16 protein-coding genes are annotated in these 17,458 nt (G+C 65.8%); 6 read left to right on the forward strand and 10 right to left on the reverse strand.

What is annotated here, in order from left to right:
• Window positions 1–215 precede the first annotated feature (215 nt).
• From pdxY to CIC12_RS04900, 3 genes are all read left to right on the forward strand, one after another.
• A complete protein-coding gene (gene pdxY / locus CIC12_RS04890; RefSeq protein ID WP_168662684.1) occupies window positions 216–1,082 on the forward strand; it encodes a pyridoxal kinase PdxY in 867 nt (288 codons plus the stop codon).
• Window positions 1,083–1,243: 161 nt separating this feature from the next.
• Entirely contained in the window at window positions 1,244–1,705 is a 462-nt protein-coding gene (locus tag CIC12_RS04895; protein ID WP_168662686.1) for a hypothetical protein, read from the forward strand.
• Window positions 1,706–2,169: 464 nt separating this feature from the next.
• A complete protein-coding gene (locus CIC12_RS04900; protein ID WP_168662688.1) occupies window positions 2,170–3,321 on the forward strand; it encodes a branched-chain amino acid ABC transporter substrate-binding protein in 1,152 nt (383 codons plus the stop codon).
• A 68-nt stretch (window positions 3,322–3,389) separates the two neighbouring features.
• On the opposite strand, the gene CIC12_RS04905 is transcribed toward CIC12_RS04900, so the two are convergent.
• Together CIC12_RS04905 and CIC12_RS04910 are read right to left on the reverse strand one after the other, a co-directional pair.
• Entirely contained in the window at window positions 3,390–5,333 is a 1,944-nt protein-coding gene (locus tag CIC12_RS04905) for a DUF3857 domain-containing transglutaminase family protein (RefSeq protein WP_168662691.1), read from the reverse strand.
• The gene (locus CIC12_RS04910; RefSeq protein ID WP_168662693.1) at window positions 5,330–6,253 is read right to left on the reverse strand and encodes a helix-turn-helix transcriptional regulator; all 924 of its coding nucleotides are present in this window, start codon (window positions 6,251–6,253) and stop codon (window positions 5,330–5,332) included. The genes CIC12_RS04905 and CIC12_RS04910 overlap by 4 nt, the downstream gene beginning before the upstream one ends.
• A 107-nt stretch (window positions 6,254–6,360) precedes the next feature.
• Here CIC12_RS04910 and CIC12_RS04915 point away from each other — a divergent pair, with 107 nt between their 5' ends.
• Window positions 6,361–6,957 (forward strand): hypothetical protein, encoded by a 597-nt coding sequence (locus tag CIC12_RS04915; protein ID WP_168662695.1) that lies wholly within the window; start codon window positions 6,361–6,363, stop codon window positions 6,955–6,957.
• Window positions 6,958–6,981: 24 nt separating this feature from the next.
• On the opposite strand, the gene CIC12_RS04920 is transcribed toward CIC12_RS04915, so the two are convergent.
• Window positions 6,982–7,647, reverse strand: a complete 666-nt coding sequence (locus tag CIC12_RS04920) for a hypothetical protein (RefSeq protein ID WP_168662697.1) — start codon at window positions 7,645–7,647, stop codon at window positions 6,982–6,984.
• A gap of 334 nt (window positions 7,648–7,981) precedes the next feature.
• Here CIC12_RS04920 and CIC12_RS33585 point away from each other — a divergent pair, with 334 nt between their 5' ends.
• Complete coding sequence (locus CIC12_RS33585) at window positions 7,982–8,116, forward strand: hypothetical protein (RefSeq protein ID WP_255219733.1); 135 nt, start codon at window positions 7,982–7,984, stop codon at window positions 8,114–8,116.
• 296 nt (window positions 8,117–8,412) lie between these two features.
• Here CIC12_RS33585 and hutG read toward each other — a convergent pair whose 3' ends face one another.
• From hutG to hutH, 7 genes are all read right to left on the reverse strand, one after another.
• Window positions 8,413–9,225 carry an N-formylglutamate deformylase gene (gene hutG, locus CIC12_RS04925; protein ID WP_168662699.1) on the reverse strand — a complete coding sequence of 271 codons (813 nt, stop codon included), beginning with the start codon at window positions 9,223–9,225 and terminating at the stop codon, window positions 8,413–8,415.
• A gap of 62 nt (window positions 9,226–9,287) precedes the next feature.
• Window positions 9,288–10,682 (reverse strand): formimidoylglutamate deiminase, encoded by a 1,395-nt coding sequence (locus CIC12_RS04930; RefSeq protein ID WP_168662701.1) that lies wholly within the window; start codon window positions 10,680–10,682, stop codon window positions 9,288–9,290.
• Window positions 10,683–10,717: 35 nt separating this feature from the next.
• Window positions 10,718–11,941: an imidazolonepropionase gene (hutI, locus tag CIC12_RS04935; RefSeq protein WP_168662703.1), complete on the reverse strand. Its 1,224-nt coding sequence runs from the start codon at window positions 11,939–11,941 to the stop codon at window positions 10,718–10,720.
• 88 nt (window positions 11,942–12,029) lie between these two features.
• The gene (locus CIC12_RS04940; RefSeq protein ID WP_168662705.1) at window positions 12,030–12,647 is read right to left on the reverse strand and encodes a HutD/Ves family protein; all 618 of its coding nucleotides are present in this window, start codon (window positions 12,645–12,647) and stop codon (window positions 12,030–12,032) included.
• A gap of 20 nt (window positions 12,648–12,667) precedes the next feature.
• Window positions 12,668–14,356: a urocanate hydratase gene (hutU, locus tag CIC12_RS04945; RefSeq protein ID WP_168662707.1), complete on the reverse strand. Its 1,689-nt coding sequence runs from the start codon at window positions 14,354–14,356 to the stop codon at window positions 12,668–12,670.
• A 53-nt stretch (window positions 14,357–14,409) separates the two neighbouring features.
• The gene (gene hutC, locus CIC12_RS04950) at window positions 14,410–15,105 is read right to left on the reverse strand and encodes a histidine utilization repressor (RefSeq protein WP_121318880.1); all 696 of its coding nucleotides are present in this window, start codon (window positions 15,103–15,105) and stop codon (window positions 14,410–14,412) included.
• A gap of 24 nt (window positions 15,106–15,129) precedes the next feature.
• Window positions 15,130–16,650, reverse strand: coding sequence for a histidine ammonia-lyase (hutH, locus tag CIC12_RS04955; RefSeq protein WP_168662709.1), 1,521 nt, complete (start codon window positions 16,648–16,650; stop codon window positions 15,130–15,132).
• A gap of 439 nt (window positions 16,651–17,089) precedes the next feature.
• On the opposite strand from hutH, the gene CIC12_RS04960 reads away from it, so the two are divergent.
• A partial coding sequence (locus tag CIC12_RS04960; protein WP_168662711.1) for an NAD(P)H-binding protein occupies window positions 17,090–17,458 on the forward strand: 369 nt, incomplete at its 3' end.

Genomic DNA, 17,458 nt, shown 5'->3' on the forward strand with positions numbered 1-17,458 from the left:
CCATTCTGATGGTTCGACGCAACAACACGGGGACGGATCGACTCGCGCGCGGCAAACTCATGTATTGTTTCCTGACAATGCACACTGCGCATTTTTCTTGCACCATCTAAGCAGTCCAGCCGCACGCGGCGACCGGCCGATCCCGGTCACACCGGCGCGGCGCATCCTTCGAGCGACCCTTGAAACGCGCAACACCGCTTGCGCGCGGCCATACCATGACGAAAAACGTTTTGAGCATCCAGTCACATGTCGTCTTCGGGCACGCCGGCAACAGCGCGGCCGTGTTTCCGATGCGCCGGCTCGGCGTCAACGTCTGGCCGCTGAACACCGTGCAGTTCTCGAACCACACGCAGTACGGCCATTGGACCGGCAGCGCGATCGGTGCACCGCAAATGGAAGATCTGGTGGAAGGCATCGGTGCAATCGGCATGCTGCCGCGCTGCGACGCCGTGCTTTCCGGCTATCTCGGCACGCCGGAGCAGGCGCAGTCGGTGCTGGAGATCGTCAAGGCCGTGAAGGCCGCCAATCCGCGCGCCTGGTTCTTCTGTGACCCCGTGATGGGCGCCGCGAGCGGCTGCAAGGTCGAGCCGGGCATCCAGGAATTTTTGGTGCGCACCATGCCCGAAGCGGCCGACGCGATGGCGCCGAACCACACCGAACTCCAGCGGCTCGTGGGCCGCGAGATCGAGACGCTCGAAGAAGCCGTGGCCGCTTGCCGCGAAGTCATCGCGCGCGGGCCGAAGCTCGTGCTGGTCAAGCATCTGCTCGACCGCAACAGTCCCGCCGACCGCTTCAACATGCTGGTCGTCACCGAGCGCGAGGCGTGGATGGGGCAACGCCCGCTCTATCCGTTCGCGCGCCAGCCAGTGGGGGTCGGCGATTTGACGAGCGCGGTGTTCGTCGCGCGCACGCTGCTCGGCGATTCGATTCGCGCGGCTTTCGAGCACACGCTGGCCGCGGTGAACGCGGTGGTCAAGACGACCTGGCAGGCCGGACGTTACGAGCTGGAACTGGTCGCCGCACAGAACGACATCGCGCAGCCGCGCGAGTGGTTCGATGCCTGGGTGGCGGAGACGGCTTAGGGGTGTGACCATGGGGCGTCCTCACCGCCTCACCTGGAGGCGCGCGGCACGCCGCCGACCGCGTCCGTCAGCCGGGCGTCCTATAATGCGTGCCGCGTGGGCGAGGCATCCCCCGTCCATATGACATTTCACGCATCCGGCATTCAGCAGACGAGGCATCGATGGACGGTTATATCCGCAGCGAGCGGGAAGAATTTTTTGAGCAGTTGTGCATGAGCGTCGACGCCGACGAAGCGCACGAGCAGGAAGCGATCGAGTACTTCGAGAACCAGTTCGATCAGGCCGATTTCGATCCGGCGCAGTGGCTCGACATCGCCCTCTACTACTCGCCGGCCGTCGCGCGCGGCATCGTCGACATGGTCACGCCCGACGACAAGGCGCGCAGCAACATCGCCGAAATCATCGCCGACAACCTCGACATTTCGTACGGCGAGGACGAGTGCGAGCAGTTCGCGCAAACCATCGAGTTCGCGCTGAACAACGGCGTGCCGGTGGACCTCGACCTCGTGCTCGACGGCTGCCAGCGCGCGATCGACGATCTCGACACCTGGGCCGACGACGAAACCAGGGCGCCGCTGCTGCGTCTGCGTGAAGAGTTGCTGCGCCAGCAAGGCGAGCGGTAAGCGTTGATCCGGCCTGGCGCTGACGCTGGCGGTTCGCCCATCGGCCCATCGCCCAATCGCCCATCAAGCAGCGCCACGCATCATTGCCGTCCCTCACCACGAAGCAACCATTGAACAGCACGACCGGCGCGCTCGCGCCGGTTTCTTAAGCATGTGCCGCAATCGGCACCTCACACGCCGGCGCGCGCGACTCGCCGGCGACACGCCGCGCGGCCTGTGCCGAAATGCGCATCCAAAAGGCCTCGAACTGCCAAGACGGCGGCAAATTGGCTTTCTATATTCGCGCCAGATTAAGTACGCATAAACGGGGTTAAGCGCCACTGCGCGTATTCCAGCATTGTTTATGGCGTTCGATCATTCGTAGTCTGTCGATGCGCGCGAAGCCCGGCTTCACCTCGCGTGTCGATCCAGCGTTACTTGCCTTGCCGCTTTCATAACCTGAACCGTCGACGGAAGGAGAGACCATGAGTCTTCGCAACACGCTGAAACCGCTTGCCCTGTTCGCGGGCGCCCTCTTCGCCGTGGCGCCGCTGAGCAGCTTTGCCGACGACCTGCCGGTGAAGATCGGCTTTGCCGCGCCGCTGACCGGCGCCAACGCCGGCTACGGCAAGGATCTGGAAAACGGTGTCCGGCTCGCGATCGAGGAAGCCAATGCGCAGAAGCTCAAGATCGGCGACAAGGTGGCGCAATTCCAGCTCATCTCGCAAGACGACCAGGCCGACCCGCGCATCGGCGTGCAGGCCGCGCAGAAGCTCGTGGATTCGGGCGTGTCGGTGGTGGTGGGCCACTTCAATTCCGGCACGACGATTCCCGCCTCGCAGGTATACGAACAGGCGGGCATTCCCGTGATCGACCCCGCCGCCACCAATCCGATCATCACCGGCCGCGGCTTTGCGAACACCTTCATGGTGATTTCCACCGACGGTCAGAACGCCGGCAACGCGGGCGCGTACGCGGTCGATGTGACCAAGGCCAAACGCATCGCCATCATCGACGACCGGACCGCGTTCGGCCAGGGCGAAGCTGACGAGTTCGAGAAGGCGGTGAAGGCGCACGGCGGCACGATCGTCGCGCGCGAGTACACCGACAATCACGCGGTGGACTTCAGCACGCAAATCACCAAGATCAAGGGGACCAATGCGGACCTGGTGTTCTTCGGCGGACTGGACAACCAGGCGGCTGGTTTCGCGCGGCGCATGAAGCAACTGGGCCTGAACGCGCAACTGGTGGGCGGCGGCGGCGTGATGGACCCGGACTTCATCAAGCTCGCGGGCGATTCGGCGGACGGCGTGATGGCCTGGGAATATGGCCGCCCGCTTGCGCAACTGCCCGGCGGCAAGGACTTCTCCGCGAAGTTCAAGAAGCGCTTCGGCGAAGACATCCTGTCCTATGCACCGTTCGGCTATGACGGCGCGTGGGCCGCGATCAGGGCCATGCAGCAGGCCAAATCGAGTTCGCCGGCGGATTATCGTCCGGTGCTGAAGGCGATCGATTTCGACGGCGTGACCGGCAAGATTTCGTTCGACAGCACCGGCGCGCTGAAGAGCGGCGCGTCCACGCTGTATCAGGTCAAGAACGGCGGCTGGGTGCCGATCGTGACGAAGAGCGGGACCTGAACTGGCTAGTGCGTCACATGGAGCGCAGCACGCGAAGCGCGGCCTCGGGCCCCGAATGCCCAAGGCCGCTACTTCGGAGTCGTCACCTTCACCACCAGTTCGGCATCGAGATCGCGCTCGATCCGCACGAGGTCGTCTTTCATCGCCGAGAATTCGTCGGCGGAACACAGCTGATGGCCGAACGCGGCGCGCAGATGCCGGCTGACCTGCAACATCCGCGTCGCGGGATCGAATACGTAGCGGGATGAAAACGTGAGAAAGCGGTCCTGCACAGCCGTATCGGCGGGTAAATCCGTTACGCGCACGAAGCGCGGCAGCGTCATCTCCAGCGTCTCGTCGAACTCTCCACCGATGCACGCCCACGGCTGGGTCCGCGCCGGCTCGGCGAGCCAGCTCTGCACCTGCGAGCCCATCCCGCCGGACAAACTCGTCAGCGCAGGCACCGCCGTCGTGCCGTCGTGCCACACGAAATGCGCGACAGTGCCCTGCATCGCCGTGGCGAACGGCCCATGGGTCGCGGCCACGTCGTCCGTGCGCAACTGCGCCGTGCCATGCAAGCCCGTCTGCAACAGACGGTTCGCCGCGATCTGCTGGGTGCGCTGCCGCGTCGCGCGCCGGAACGTATTGCGCTCGACCTCTGCGGCGAAGCCCGTGTCCTCGACACGGTACGCGTAATTCGCCGAGCCGCTTTCGTCGACGTCGATCTGCAGGCGCGCGCTGCGCTTGCGCACCTGTGTGGCCGGTGTGCGTGACAACACGCCTTCACCGACCAGCAGCGCGGGTCGGTCCATCACAGCTGGCGGCAGATAGCCGAAGGCCGTGCCGCCTGCCGTCGTATCGGCAAACAGCGACAGCTCAGGAATCCAGATGATCGCGTGATTGATCGCGCTCGCGCCGTAGCCGGGCACGTCCGGCAAGCTGTAGTACGGCCCGAGATTGAGCAGCACCGCCTCGCTGCGGATGCCCACCGAGGCCAGCAGCGCGCCATACAACGCGACGTGATCCTTGCAGTCGCCATAGCGGTTGCGCAGGATGTCGCTCGCCTTGTGCGGAATTGCCGCCGTCTCGCCGAGAAACAACGCGACGTAGCGGATGTTCAGACGCATCCAGTCGTACAGCGCCTGCGCCTTCGCGCGCGGATCGGCGGCGTTCGCGGTCAGGCTCCCGGCGAGCCGCACGATGGCCGGATCGTCGATGGTCGCATCGGTGGCGGGTCCGCGATAACGCGCGGCAAAGCTCGCGAAGTCCGGCACCGTCGACACCATCAGCCGGTCGCCCCAGTTCGCGTAGCCGGCGGCGCCCGTTTCGAGCGGCGCATACGGGCCGTGCCGGTAGTCGAACTCATAGCGCGTGCGGCCGTTGGCCGTCACCGGCGGCACGGCGGTATAGCCGCGCGCGTCGGCATGGAGCGGCACGTCGGCCGGCAGATCGAAGATCAGCCGTTGCAGTTCGACCGGCTCGCGCGTCGGCTCGACGAGGTACGCGAAGGTGCCCGCCTGCAACGGCTTCGCGCGCGTCTTACGAAACGCCAGATGCACGCGCGCGCCGGGTTCGACGCCGGGGAAGATCACCGTGCGCAGCACGCCGTCCTCGAAACTCGGGGCGCCGGCCGAGCGCGGCTCCTGCACGTCGCGGATCGCCTCGGGGCCGACCGGATGCGCGACGCCGTTGCGGTCGATGGTTTGCGCCACCAGCAGTTGCACCTGTTCGATGTCCTTGTTGAACCACACATAGCGTTGCGCGATGTCGTCGACACCGCTTGTCGTGTTGGCGCGCAGGATGGTGTCATCCTGTTCTTCGATCGAACCGTCTTTCTGGATCGTGAACACGTGGACGTCGCTTTCCATCGTGGACGGCGCGCGGTCGTCGAAGGCGGTGGCCGATGGGTTGTCGTCGGCGTGAGCGGGCGCAGAGAACGTGAAGGCGGCAAAACAAACGAGGAGGGTGAAGGCGGCATACGCACCCGGCGTCGAAGCAGCGGCCTGCCCCGGCAACGTGACGCGGCCCGTCATGAACGGCGCGCCCTGCCCCGCGCGCGCCACGCACTCGGATTCGCGGCGAATTCCGCGCGAAACGCGTGATTGAAATTCGACAGGCCGTTGAAGCCGCAATCGAGCGCGATGTCGACGATCTTCGCGCCGCCGTCCTGAAGACGCAGCGCCGCCGCTCGCAAACGCGCCCGCAACACGTATTGATGCGGCGTCACGCCGCTCACGCGGCTGAACGTGCGTAGGAAGTGGAACTCGCTCAAGCCCGCGGCGTCGGCGAGGCTCGTGAGCGTATGCGGTGCGCCTGGGGTGTCCTCGATCAGGCGCACGATCTGCGCAACGCGCGACTTCGCCATGCTGCTGGCCGCGCCCTTCGCGCACGCTTGCGCGCGCGTCACGCTGCCGGCCGCTTGCAGCGTCGCGGCTGCGAGTTCGACGGCCAGCTCATCCCAGACGCCGTCGCTGGTGTCGTCCGGATCGGCGCGAGCGCCGCCGCAGGCGCGCGCGAGCAGCGGCGAGAACGCTCGCTGCGACGCAATGCGCGCCCGCCTGAAATTCAGCTGGCCACTCGCAACGCCCGCATCCGCGGCGAGCCGCTCGAAGTACGCGGGCGCATAGTGGAACGCGATGCAGCGGTCGCCGGCGCCATGCCGATGCCCGCACTCGAAGCACTCGCCCGTGTTGCCGAGCAGCAGTGCGCCGGGCGTCAGCAATTCGCGGCCGGGCGCCGCGCGGTAGTCGAACGAGCCGGCCGCCACCATCGCGATGCACACGCCGGCGTGCCGCTCCTCGAAGGGGCTGTCGTGCGGGCCGTACGTGCACAGCATGTCCGCGGCCTCCCAGCCCGCGCCCCGGGCGAGCGCACGCGCGGCCATGGCGCCGCGCACGCCGTCCCGCTCGCGCTGAGCCAGCGCCTGCTGCAACGTGACGGCAATTTTCCCCAAGATGCACCCCGGCTGAGTCCGTATCGTGGTTTTAGCACATCGGCGGGCGCCGCGGTTCGGCCCGCCCGCCGATGTCCATCCGACTTCCGGCCCATGGAGTACACAGCATGAATCGACTGGACAGCCCCTCCGAAGGCGGCTTCCTTGCCGCATTGAACGCACCGGCGCGCGCCGCCGATGTCGATGCCGCCGACGACCTCTACGGCTGGCTGATCGGCAGTTGGGAGATGGACGTGGTGCACTACCGCGTCGACCTGCGCGCCGCGCCGCGGCGCGGCGAGATTCATTTCGGCTGGGTGCTCGAAGGCCGCGCCGTGCAGGACGTGTGGATCATGCGGCCGCGCGGCGCACGCGAACTCGCGACCGCCGCGAGGATCGATACGGACGCGACGCATCCGGCAACCGACGCGATGTACGGCACCACGCTGCGCATCTGGGACCCGGCGCTGCGCGCGTGGCGCGTCACCTACTTCAATCCGCGGACCGGCCAGCGCGACGAGTTGACCGGCCGGCGCATCGGCGACGATCTCGTGCAGATTGGCACGCACGCCAATGGCACGCCGATTCGCTGGAATTTCACCGACATCACGCCCGATGCCTTCCGTTGGACCGGCATGGCGCTCGCCGCGGACGGCGTGACGTGGACGCTCGAAGCCGAGTTTCACGCGCGGCGCAAAGCTTGGTCGATGACCGGGTCGGTGTGATCGAAGTGCTGCGGCTCGCGCGTCTCACTCCCCTTCGCCCAGATGCGCGAGCAGCGCCTGCAGCCGCTCCACATGCCTGAGCAGCAAATGGCGATGTTTCTCGATCTGTTCGAGCCGGCCCGCGAGGTCGGCCTGAATCGGGTCGTCGAGCTCGGCGGCGGCGATCACCTCCTCCACCTTCGCCCGCATCACCGACAACTCCACGGGCGCATGACTCAGATGCCGCTCGAAACGCCGCACGTCCTGAATCGCCAGATCACGGACCTTGCGAAAATACGCGTGACGCCGATGCGCCTCTGCGTCGAGCGTGTCTTCCTCGACACGCTTCGCGGGCCCCGGCTGGCCGAAGATCGGCTCGGGCGGCCGCAACACGGTTTTCTTTCGCACCGGATGCGCCGTGCCGCGAAAACGTGCGAGCGGCTGTTCGTTGTCGATCGCCTCGCGCGCATTCGGCGGTATCTCGTGCTCGGTGTGCGGCACGTTCATCCAGCCGCCTGGCAACCCGGTGACCGCTTCGATGCCACGCACGAATTCCTCGCTGAATTCGCGCTGCCCGGACAGCATCAATTTCAGGTAGCTCGCGGAAAAGGTCATCATGCGCGCGAGCCGGGTCGCCGCGCCGACCTCGCGGGTCAGCAGCACCAGGTTCGCTCGCCAGACCGGGAGCAGCAATTCGTCGGAATCTTCCATCGCTGGGTCTTCCATCTTGTTGCCCGATGTAGTGACGACATGCTCGCACACGTCATCGTTTTGAAAGGGTAGCCGCTTCACTGCGCGACACGCAATCCCGGCATGCGCACCCGTGTATTCCTTGCCCCACACCTGCGCCGTTGTGTCGAAAATACACGGTGCCGCGCGCCCTGCCTTGCTGCGCGCGCCTCGCGACGGGCCGCGTGTTGCATTGACACACGCGTTCGCACGGTGTTCCTACGCGCGACGCCCGCGATGTGGCATGCTTGCATGCCGATGCGGCACGTCCGGTGCTGCATCGGTAGCTCCACAACATTGACTTAAGGGTTTTGTAATGAAGAAAATCGTTCTCGCCATGGCCGCAGCCGTCGTTACCCTGAGCGCGATCGCTCCCGCACAAGCGTATGAGCATCATCGCGAATGCCACAAGGTGCGTGTTCACCATCACTGGGAAAAGCGCTGCCACTAATGGTGGCGATGCCGTGTCAAACAGGCACGGCACGCGTCGCAAAGCCCCGCAGAAGCGGGGCTTTTTTTATTGCAAACGGGTTTGATGCGGCACAGCGCGAACGGACTGTTCGTCGCGTTATACATTCCGCGCGAAAGCGCCGCCGCGCAATCACGGACACATGCTGTTACACCTTTGCGGTGTGAGCCGACACGGGCCCGAGCTCGCGCTGAGAGCGCGGCGGCGTGAGCCGTGTGGTGAGGCGTCGAGTCGACGGCAGCGGCGATGCTGCCGTCAGGTGAACTCCCGCACGTCTTTCAAGCCGCTGCGACGCGCTGCAACGCCGTCGTCACCAGCGCTTCGAGCAAGGGCTCGACCTTCGCCGCCAGGGTTTGGTCATACGCGTACGGCAGCCGTTCTTCCATATACGTGATCTGCGACAATTCGAGTTGCACCGCATGCACGCCTTGCGCCGGTTGCCCGTATTGCCGCGTGATATAGCCACCTTTGAAGCGGCCGTTGGCGACCGCCGTATAGCCGCCATGCCGCTCGACGACAGCAGCGAGAGCCTCACCCATGCCCGCCACCGCGCTCGCGCCGTTCGACGTGCCGAAGTTGAAATCCGGCAGACGTCCCGCGAAGAAGCGCGGCACCCGCGAGCGGATCGAATGCGCTTCCCACAGCAGCACCTTGCCATGCTTCGCCTTGAGCGCTGCGAGCTCACCGTTCAACGCTTCGTGATACGGCTTCCAGTACGCATCGCGACGGCGCGCGACTTCGGCGTCGTCCGGCAGATGCCCCTCGCGATACAACGGTTCCTTGTCGAACGTGTCGACCGGCAACAGCCCCGTCGTGTCCTGCCCCGGATAGAGGTTCGCGCCATCGGGCGGCCGGTTCAGATCGATCACATAGCGCGCGTACGTGGGCGCGAGAATCGAGGCGCCCATGCGTTTGGCGAAAGCATAGAGGCGGTCCAGATGCCAGTCGCAATCGTCGGTGCGTTGCGCGGCCGGGGTCATCGTCGCGGCGATGTCGGCGGGAATCTGCGTGCCCACATGCGGGATCGAGATCAGCAGCGGCAGGCTTCCCTGATGCAGCGAGAAAACCGGCGGTGTGTTCAATGCAGTCATGTCAGTCCGGAAGAATCGGTTAGATCGAAGAATCGGTTCGGCAAGTCATCGACTTCAGCTCTTCACTTCAGCAACCCGGCGAGCGCCGCCCGATAGCGCGCGTAAGCGCCCTCTTCGTCGCGATGCCTGCGGTTCTCGACGACCTTGTCGCCGCCCGCGTAGACGTCGCGAATCGGCGTCTCGCCATGTTCGCAGAATACAACGCCCGAGAGCCACGCAGCGGGCGCATGCTCGGCGATGCTCGCGTGATCGGCGTCGAGCACCAGCCAGTCCGCCCGTCGGCCCGCCTGCAACGCGCCGACCGCGCGGCCGGTCGCCTGGGCGCCGCCATCCAGCGCGGCGTTGAACAGGCGGTCGGCGACATGCGGGGCCTCTGCCGACGCCAGCACGTTGCGCTGCCGCCGTGTCAGCCGCTGGCCGTATTCGAGCAGCCGCAATTCGGCGCGCCAATCGACGCCGATATGGCTGTCCGAGCCCACCCCGATGCGCCCTTGGGCGTCGAGATATTCCTGCGCCGGGAAAATGCCGTCGCCGAGATTGGCTTCGGTGGTCAGGCACAAGCCGGCCACCGTGCCGCTCTTCGCGAGCGCGAGCGTTTCGTTTGCGTCGACGTGAGTCGCATGCACGAGGCACCAGCGGCTGTCGACCTCGAAACGATCCAGCAGCCATTGCACCGGCCGCGCGCCTTCGGTCTCGACGCACGCATCGACTTCGGCGGTCTGTTCGGCGATATGGATATGCACCGGCGCATCGCCGCCGATGCCGCCGAGCAGCGCACGCAACGAATCCGCCGACACCGCACGCAGCGAGTGCGGCGCCACGCCGTAGCGCAACGCGGCGCTCTCGGGACGCGCCGCGCGCAGCGCGCCGAGCAGATCGAGCAGGCTCTCAGGCGTGTTGATGAAGCGCCGCTGATCGTCGCGCGGCGCGCGCGCGCCGAAGCCGCTGTACTGATACAGCACCGGCAGCATCGTCATGCCGATCCCGCTCGCGGACGCGGCATCCACCACGCGTTGCGCCAGCTCCGCCTGGTGCGTGTAGCGGTTGCCGTCCTCGGCGTGGTGCACGTAGTGAAACTCGCATACCGACGTATAGCCCGCCTTCAGCATTTCGATGTACAGCCATTGCGCGACGCTTGCCAGGCCCTCGGGCGTGATGCGCGCGGCGAAGCGATACATCAGGTCGCGCCAGCTCCAGAAGTTGTCGGTGGCGCCGCTTCCGGAAGCGGCGCGATATTCGGTGAGACCGGCCATCGCGCGCTGGAACGCGTGCGAATGAAGGTTCGGCATGCCAGGCAATACCGGGCCGGCGGCACTGTCCACGCCGGCAGGCGCGATGCTATCCGGCGTAACCGCCGTCAGCGTGCCGTGCGCATCCCACTCCAGCAGTACGTTGCGACGCCAGCCATCGGGCAGATAGGCGTAGTCGGAGAACAGCGCTCGAATCGATTGTGTCATCGCTTAAGTCGTCTCTCAGGTCCTGGCTCGGGGTCTTAGCTCAGGTCACGTCGTGTATAAACGGTCTCGCCCGCACGCACGACCTTCGCGCACAACGGACGCCCGATCCAGTACGCCAGCTCCGCGAGCGAATCGACCGACCAGACCGCGAAATCGGCCGCACGTCCGGCCTCGAGCTTGCCATGCGTGTCCGCTTTGCCGAGCGCGCGCGCCGCATGCGTACTCACGCCTTGCAGCACCTCGGGTAGGGTCATGCGAAACAGCGTGCTCGCCATGTTCATCATCAGCAGCAGCGACGTAGCGGGCGACGTGCCCGGGTTGCTGTCGGTCGAAATCGCGATCGGCACCTCGTAGCGCCGCAGCAATTCCAGCGGCGGCAATTGCGTCTCGCGGATGAAGTAGTACGCGCCCGGCAGCAATACGGCCACCGTGCCCGCCGCTTTCATCGCGGCGACGCCGGCTTCGTCGAGGAATTCGAGGTGGTCGGCGGACAGCGCCCGATGGCGTGCGGCAAGTGCGGTGCCGCCACCGTTCGACAACTGCTCGGCGTGCATCTTCACCGGCAGTTTGTAGCGCTTAGCCGCGTTGAACACGCGCTCGCTTTGCGCGAGCGAAAAGCCGATGCGCTCGCAGAACACATCGACTGCATCGACGAGGCCTTCGTCGACGAGCGCGGGCAGCATCGTATTGCAGACTTCGTCGATATACGCGTCCGCGCGGCCGGCGAATTCGGGCGGCAACGCGTGCGCGCCGAGAAACGTCGTGTAGACCGTCACCGGATAGCGCTCGCCCAACTGCCGCGCGACGCGCAGCATCTTGCGCTCGCTGGCGACATCGAGGCCGTAGCCGGATTTGATTTCGATGGCCGTCACGCCTTCGGCCAGCAGCGGCTCGAGCCGCGCGGCCGCTTGCCTGAACAGCGAGGCTTCGTCCGCGGCGCGCGTGGCGCGCACCGTCGAGACGATCCCGCCGCCCTGCCGCGCGATCTCTTCATAGCTGACGCCAGCGAGGCGCTGCGCAAACTCGTCCGCGCGCTGCCCGCCGTACACCAGATGCGTATGGCAATCGACGAGGCCCGGCGTGACCCATGCGCCGTGCAGATCTTCGCGCGGCCACGCGGCATAGTGAGCGGGTAATTCGGAGGCCGCGCCGAGCCATGCGATGCGGCCGTCTTCGACGGCGATCGCGGCATCGGCGAGCGTGTGCTGGGGGTCGCCCTGCGGGCAGAGTTTCAGGTGATGCCAGACGGTTTGCTTCATCGCGTGCCCGTTGCAGCTCGTTGGGTGTCGGTGTCGGTTCGCGTGCGCGCGCTTTTCTGCTGCGTCGAGGCACACACGCGCAGCGTGGTCATCGTTGGGTGTAGCGAATGCTGATCGCGAGCACCGCGCCCGCGCCTTCCAGTGTGCATGACAGCGCGCTCGACGGATTCTGCATGTCGATGCGCAGCGTATCGCCGGTGTCGAGCGGCAGCGCTTCGGCGTCGCCGGCAGCGAGCGTAACCGGGCCGCTTGCGCAGTACAGCAGCACGACGTCCGCCGACACGCTGTGTTGCGTGCGGGGCTGCGATTGTCCACGCCATACGTCGAGTTCGCCCCGCGCCGCGTCACGCCGCACCATCAGGTTGAAGTCGCGCGTCGCGCCGTCAACCAGACGCGCGTCGATCTGCGCTTCACCATCGAAACGCGCGATGTCGAGTGCCCGCGTCAGCGCGTGCGACTTCATCGCGCGCGCGCCGGTTTCGTCGAGCATCATCCCCGCGCCGGACAGCAACACCAGCGTACGGTCGATGCCCTCGAAACATGAGAACGCCCCGGCCTGCGTGACATCGGCGATGCTCACGCGCCACACGAAGTCGTTCATGCCGGCGCGCTCGGGAAACACCGCCACTTCGCGCGTGATGCCGCCGCCGTTTTTCCACGGCGACGCCACGAGCCCGGCGCCGCGAATCAGCGTGAGCGTCGCCATGTTGCCCACGTCCGCCACGATCAGCGGCCCAGCATCGGCAGATTGAGGCCCGCCTCGCGCGCGGTTTCCTGCGCGAGTTCGTAGCCTGCATCCGCGTGACGCATCACGCCGGTGGCCGGGTCGTTGAACAGCACGCGGCCGAGGCGATCGCGCGCGGCATCCGTGCCGTCCGCGACGATCACGACGCCAGAGTGCTGGCTAAAGCCCATGCCGACCCCGCCGCCATGATGCAGCGACACCCACGACGCGCCGCCCGCCGTGTTCAGCAGCGCGTTGAGCAGCGGCCAGTCGCTGACCGCGTCCGAGCCGTCCTTCATCGATTCGGTTTCGCGATTCGGGCTCGCCACCGAACCGGTGTCGAGGTGATCGCGGCCAATCACGATCGGCGCCTTCAACTCGCCGTTCTTCACCATCTCGTTGAATGCCTCGCCGAGACGATAGCGATCCTTCACGCCGACCCAGCAGATCCGCGCCGGTAGCCCCTGGAACGCGATGCGTTCGCGCGCCATGTCGAGCCAGTTGTGCAGATGCGGATCGTCGGGGATCAGTTCCTTGACCTTCGCATCGGTCTTGTAGATATCCTCAGGATCGCCCGACAGCGCGACCCAGCGGAACGGGCCCTTGCCTTCGCAGAACAGCGGACGGATATACGCGGGCACGAAGCCCGGGAAATCGAAGGCGTTCTCGACGCCCATTTCCAGCGCCATCTGACGGATGTTGTTGCCATAGTCGAGCGTGGCCGCGCCGCGTTCCTGCAGCGTGAGCATCGCCAGCACCTGCTTGGCCATTGACTGCTTCGCCGGCGTGACGATGCTGTCCGGCGCGGTCTTCATGCGCTCGCGCCAGTCTTCCACGCTCCAGCCTTGCGGCAGGTAGCCGTGAATCGGATCGTGCGCGCTGGTCTGGTCGGTCACGCAGTCCGGCGTGATGCCGCGCGCCACGCACTCCGCGAACACGTCGGCGGCATTGCCGAGCAGACCGATCGACACCGGCTTGCCGGCCTGCTTGGCTTCTTCCAGCATCGCGAGCGCTTCGTCGAGCGTCTTCGCTTTCTTGTCGACGTAGCGCGTTTTCAGACGGAAGTCGATGCGCGTCTCGTCGCATTCGACCGCGATCATCGAGAAGCCCGCCATGGTCGCCGCGAGCGGCTGCGCGCCACCCATGCCGCCGAGACCGCCGGTCAGAATCCAGCGCCCCTTCGGATCGCCGTTGAAGTGCTGGTTCGCCACCGAAAAGAACGTCTCGTAGGTGCCCTGCACGATGCCCTGGCTGCCGATGTAGATCCAGCTGCCCGCGGTCATCTGGCCGTACATCATCAGGCCCTTGCGATCGAGTTCGTGGAAGTGTTCCCACGTCGCCCAATGCGGCACCAGATTCGAATTGGCGAGCAGCACGCGCGGTGCGTCCGCATGCGTGCGGAACACGCCGACCGGCTTGCCCGATTGAATCAGCAGCGTCTCGTCTTCGTTCAGGTCCTTCAGCGACGCGAGAATCTGATCGAAGCAATCCCAGTTGCGTGCGGCACGGCCGATGCCGCCGTACACGACGAGCGCGTGCGGATGCTCGGCGACTTCGGGATCGAGATTGTTCTGGATCATCCGGTACGCGGCTTCCGCGATCCACGTCTTGCAGGTCTTTTCCGCACCGCGCGGCGCGCGGATCGTACGGGTCGGGTCGAGTCGCGGATCGATGTGTTTCGGGTTGTTCATGGTGGCCCTCGGAAGACTTGAAGATGTTCGGGAGAGATTCGAAAAAAGCGAAATCAGAAATGCCCGGTGAAGCGGTAACGGCTGCCGGGATGCCACAGATTGGCAATCGAGGCGACCTGGCTTTGCGACCACGTGCGCCGATGCAGCACGAGACACGGCTCCAGTTCGTCCATCGTCAACAGTTCGCGCGTGTCGGCATCCGCCGCCAGCGCCTCGATCCGGTACTCGACCCGCTGCAGCGGCGCGACGCGCACGAGATACTGGTTCGGCGTGGTGTTCGTGAAGTCCTGCAATGCGTAGTCGGGCGCGACGGCCGGGTTGACCCAGCGCTCTTCGAGTTGCACCGGCTCGTCGTTTTCGAAATGCAGCACGCGCGAGTGAAACACCGGGCTGCCCGCGCTTACCTGCATCTCCCCGGCGAGCGCCGCATCGGCGATGCTCGCGCCGATGTGCAGCACCTTCGCCTGATAGCGATGGCCACGCGCGACGATTTCATCGGAAATGCTGCGGATCGCCACCAGCGTCGATTCATACTTCGGACGCGCCACGAACGTGCCCGAGCCCTGCACGCGGGTGAGCACCTGCTCCGAGGTCAGCTCGCGCAACGCGCGGTTGACCGTCATGCGCGCGACGTTGAATTCGCGCGCGAGCTCGTTTTCGGAGGGCACCTGGTCGCCTTCACCCCACTCGCCCGCATGGATGCGCGCGAGGATGAAGTCCTTGATGCCCTGATAAGCCGGTGCGTTCATTGGCCTCGTCCGCGTATTCACAACTTACTGTTCGGACGCGAACGAGAACGGGCTCAGCTTCGCCACCGTGCCGTCCTGCACGAGCTTCGTGACCGCCGCGATGTCCGGCGCGAAGTAGTGATCGAGCTCGTAGTGCGCGACGTCCTTGCGCACCGTGTCCATCACCTTCTGCAGGCTCGGGCTGGTCTTGTGCGGCGCGCGCAGATCGACGCCTTGCGCGGCGGCGAGCAGTTCGATCGACAGGATGTTCGCGGTGTTCTCCGCGATGTCGCCGAGCTTGCGCGCGGCGAACGTCGCCATCGACACGTGGTCTTCCTGATTCGCGGAAGTCGGCAGCGAATCGACCGAGGCCGGATGCGCGAGCGTCTTGTTTTCCGAGGCGAGCGCGGCGGCCGTCACGTGAGCGATCATGAAGCCGGAGTTCACCCCGCCATCGCGCACGAGGAACGGCGGCAGGCCCGAGAGCGTCGCGTCGATCAGCAGCGCGATGCGGCGCTCGGCCAGCGCGCCGATTTCGGCGGCGGCCAAAGCGAGATTGTCCGCGGCGAACGCGACCGGCTCGGCGTGGAAGTTGCCGCCCGACAGCACTTCGCCGGTGTCCGGGAAAATCAGCGGATTGTCCGAGACCGCGTTGGCTTCCAGCAGCAGCACATCGGCCGCGTGGCGCATCTGGTCGAGACACGCGCCCATGACTTGCGGCTGGCAGCGCAGGCTGTACGGGTCCTGCACCTTGTCGCAATCGGCGTGCGAGACGTTGATGCCCGAGCCTTGCAGCAGCGAGCGGTAGGCCGCCGCCGCGTCGATCTGGCCTTGATGGCCGCGCAGCTCATGAATGCGGGCGTCGAACGGCTTGACCGAACCCATCGCCGCGTCCACCGACAACGCCCCCGCCACCAGCGCGGTGCGGTACAGGTCTTCGATCGCGAACATGTTGTAGAGCGCGAGCGCGGTCGATGCCTGCGTGCCGTTGAGCAGCGCGAGACCTTCCTTCGCCTGCAGCGTGAGCGGCTTCAGCCCGACGAGCGCGAGGCCTTCGGTGGCCGGCATGCGCTCGCCCTTCGCGAACACTTCGCCGACGCCGAGCAGCGTCGCCGACATATGCGCGAGCGGCGCGAGGTCGCCCGATGCGCCGACCGAACCCTTGACCGGGATCACCGGCAGCACGTCGGCGTTATACAGCGTGATGAGCGCTTCCATCACTTCGCGGCGGATGCCCGAGTGGCCGCGGCCGAGGCTCGACAGCTTCAGCGCGATCAGCAGACGCACGACCGGACGCGACATCGGCTCACCGACGCCGACCGCGTGTGACAGCACCAGATTGCGTTGCAGCAGTTCGAGCTGGTCGTGCGGGATATGGGTGCTCGCGAGGCGCCCGAAGCCCGTGTTGATGCCGTAGGCCGGCGCGCCCTTCGCGGCGATGTCAGCGACGGCTTGCGCACAGGCGTCGATGGCGGCGTGGCTGGCGGAATCGAGCTGCAGCGCGACGTGCTCACGTGCGATCTGGCGCAATTGCGGGAGGGTCAGGTGGCCGGGTGTGAGAATCATGGTGTCGTTGTCCTGTCTATACAATTTCAGAGAAGTCTAGCGACGGCGCCTTGTATATACAACTTATTTTTCGTGAATCCGGCCTGGGGATTTCCATTAAGGGCCGATCGCGCGGGGCTGCTTGCGTTGGAAGCGGTTTTCCAGCGCGGATTTGTTCGACGGGCTGGCCGCTCCCCGGTGATGAACTTGTATATACACATCCATAATTCGCGGCGCCATCCGGACAAAAAGGCGATCGGCTGCGGCCCCGCCCCACGCAGCCCGGCTGGACCGATAAGAGAGTTATAGGAGAGCCGGCCCACGAACCCTAGCCACTCACCCGCTGCGTTTTCATTGTTGATTTCAAATCAAGATTGATTTGAGACCAACACGCTTTTTGCGAGAATCAGGACGGCGGATACTGCATGCCTGTCATCGTGTTTCCACCAGGGAGAACGTCTTGAAAATTTTCATCACGGGCGCAAGCGGGTTTATCGGCGGTTCGATCGCGGCGCATCTCGTACGTGCCGGCCATCAGGTACGCGGTCTGATTCGCAAGCCCGAACACAGCGCCGCGTTGCAACGTCTCGGCATCGAACCGGTCATCGGCACGCTCGACGACCGCGCGTTGCTGATCGTCGAAGCGCAAGCCGCCGACGCCGTCATCAACGCCGCGAGCAGCGACCATGAAAGCGCGGTGAGGGCGCTGATCGAAGGGCTGGCCGGTTCCGGTAAGCCGTTCCTGCATACGAGCGGTTCGAGCATCGTCGGCGATGCGTCGGGCGGCGAAGCCGGCGAGGCGCGCATCTATCACGAAGACGCGCTGCCC

Source organism: Paraburkholderia sp. SG-MS1 (assembly GCF_012275575.1).
GTDB lineage: Bacteria > Pseudomonadota > Gammaproteobacteria > Burkholderiales > Burkholderiaceae > Paraburkholderia.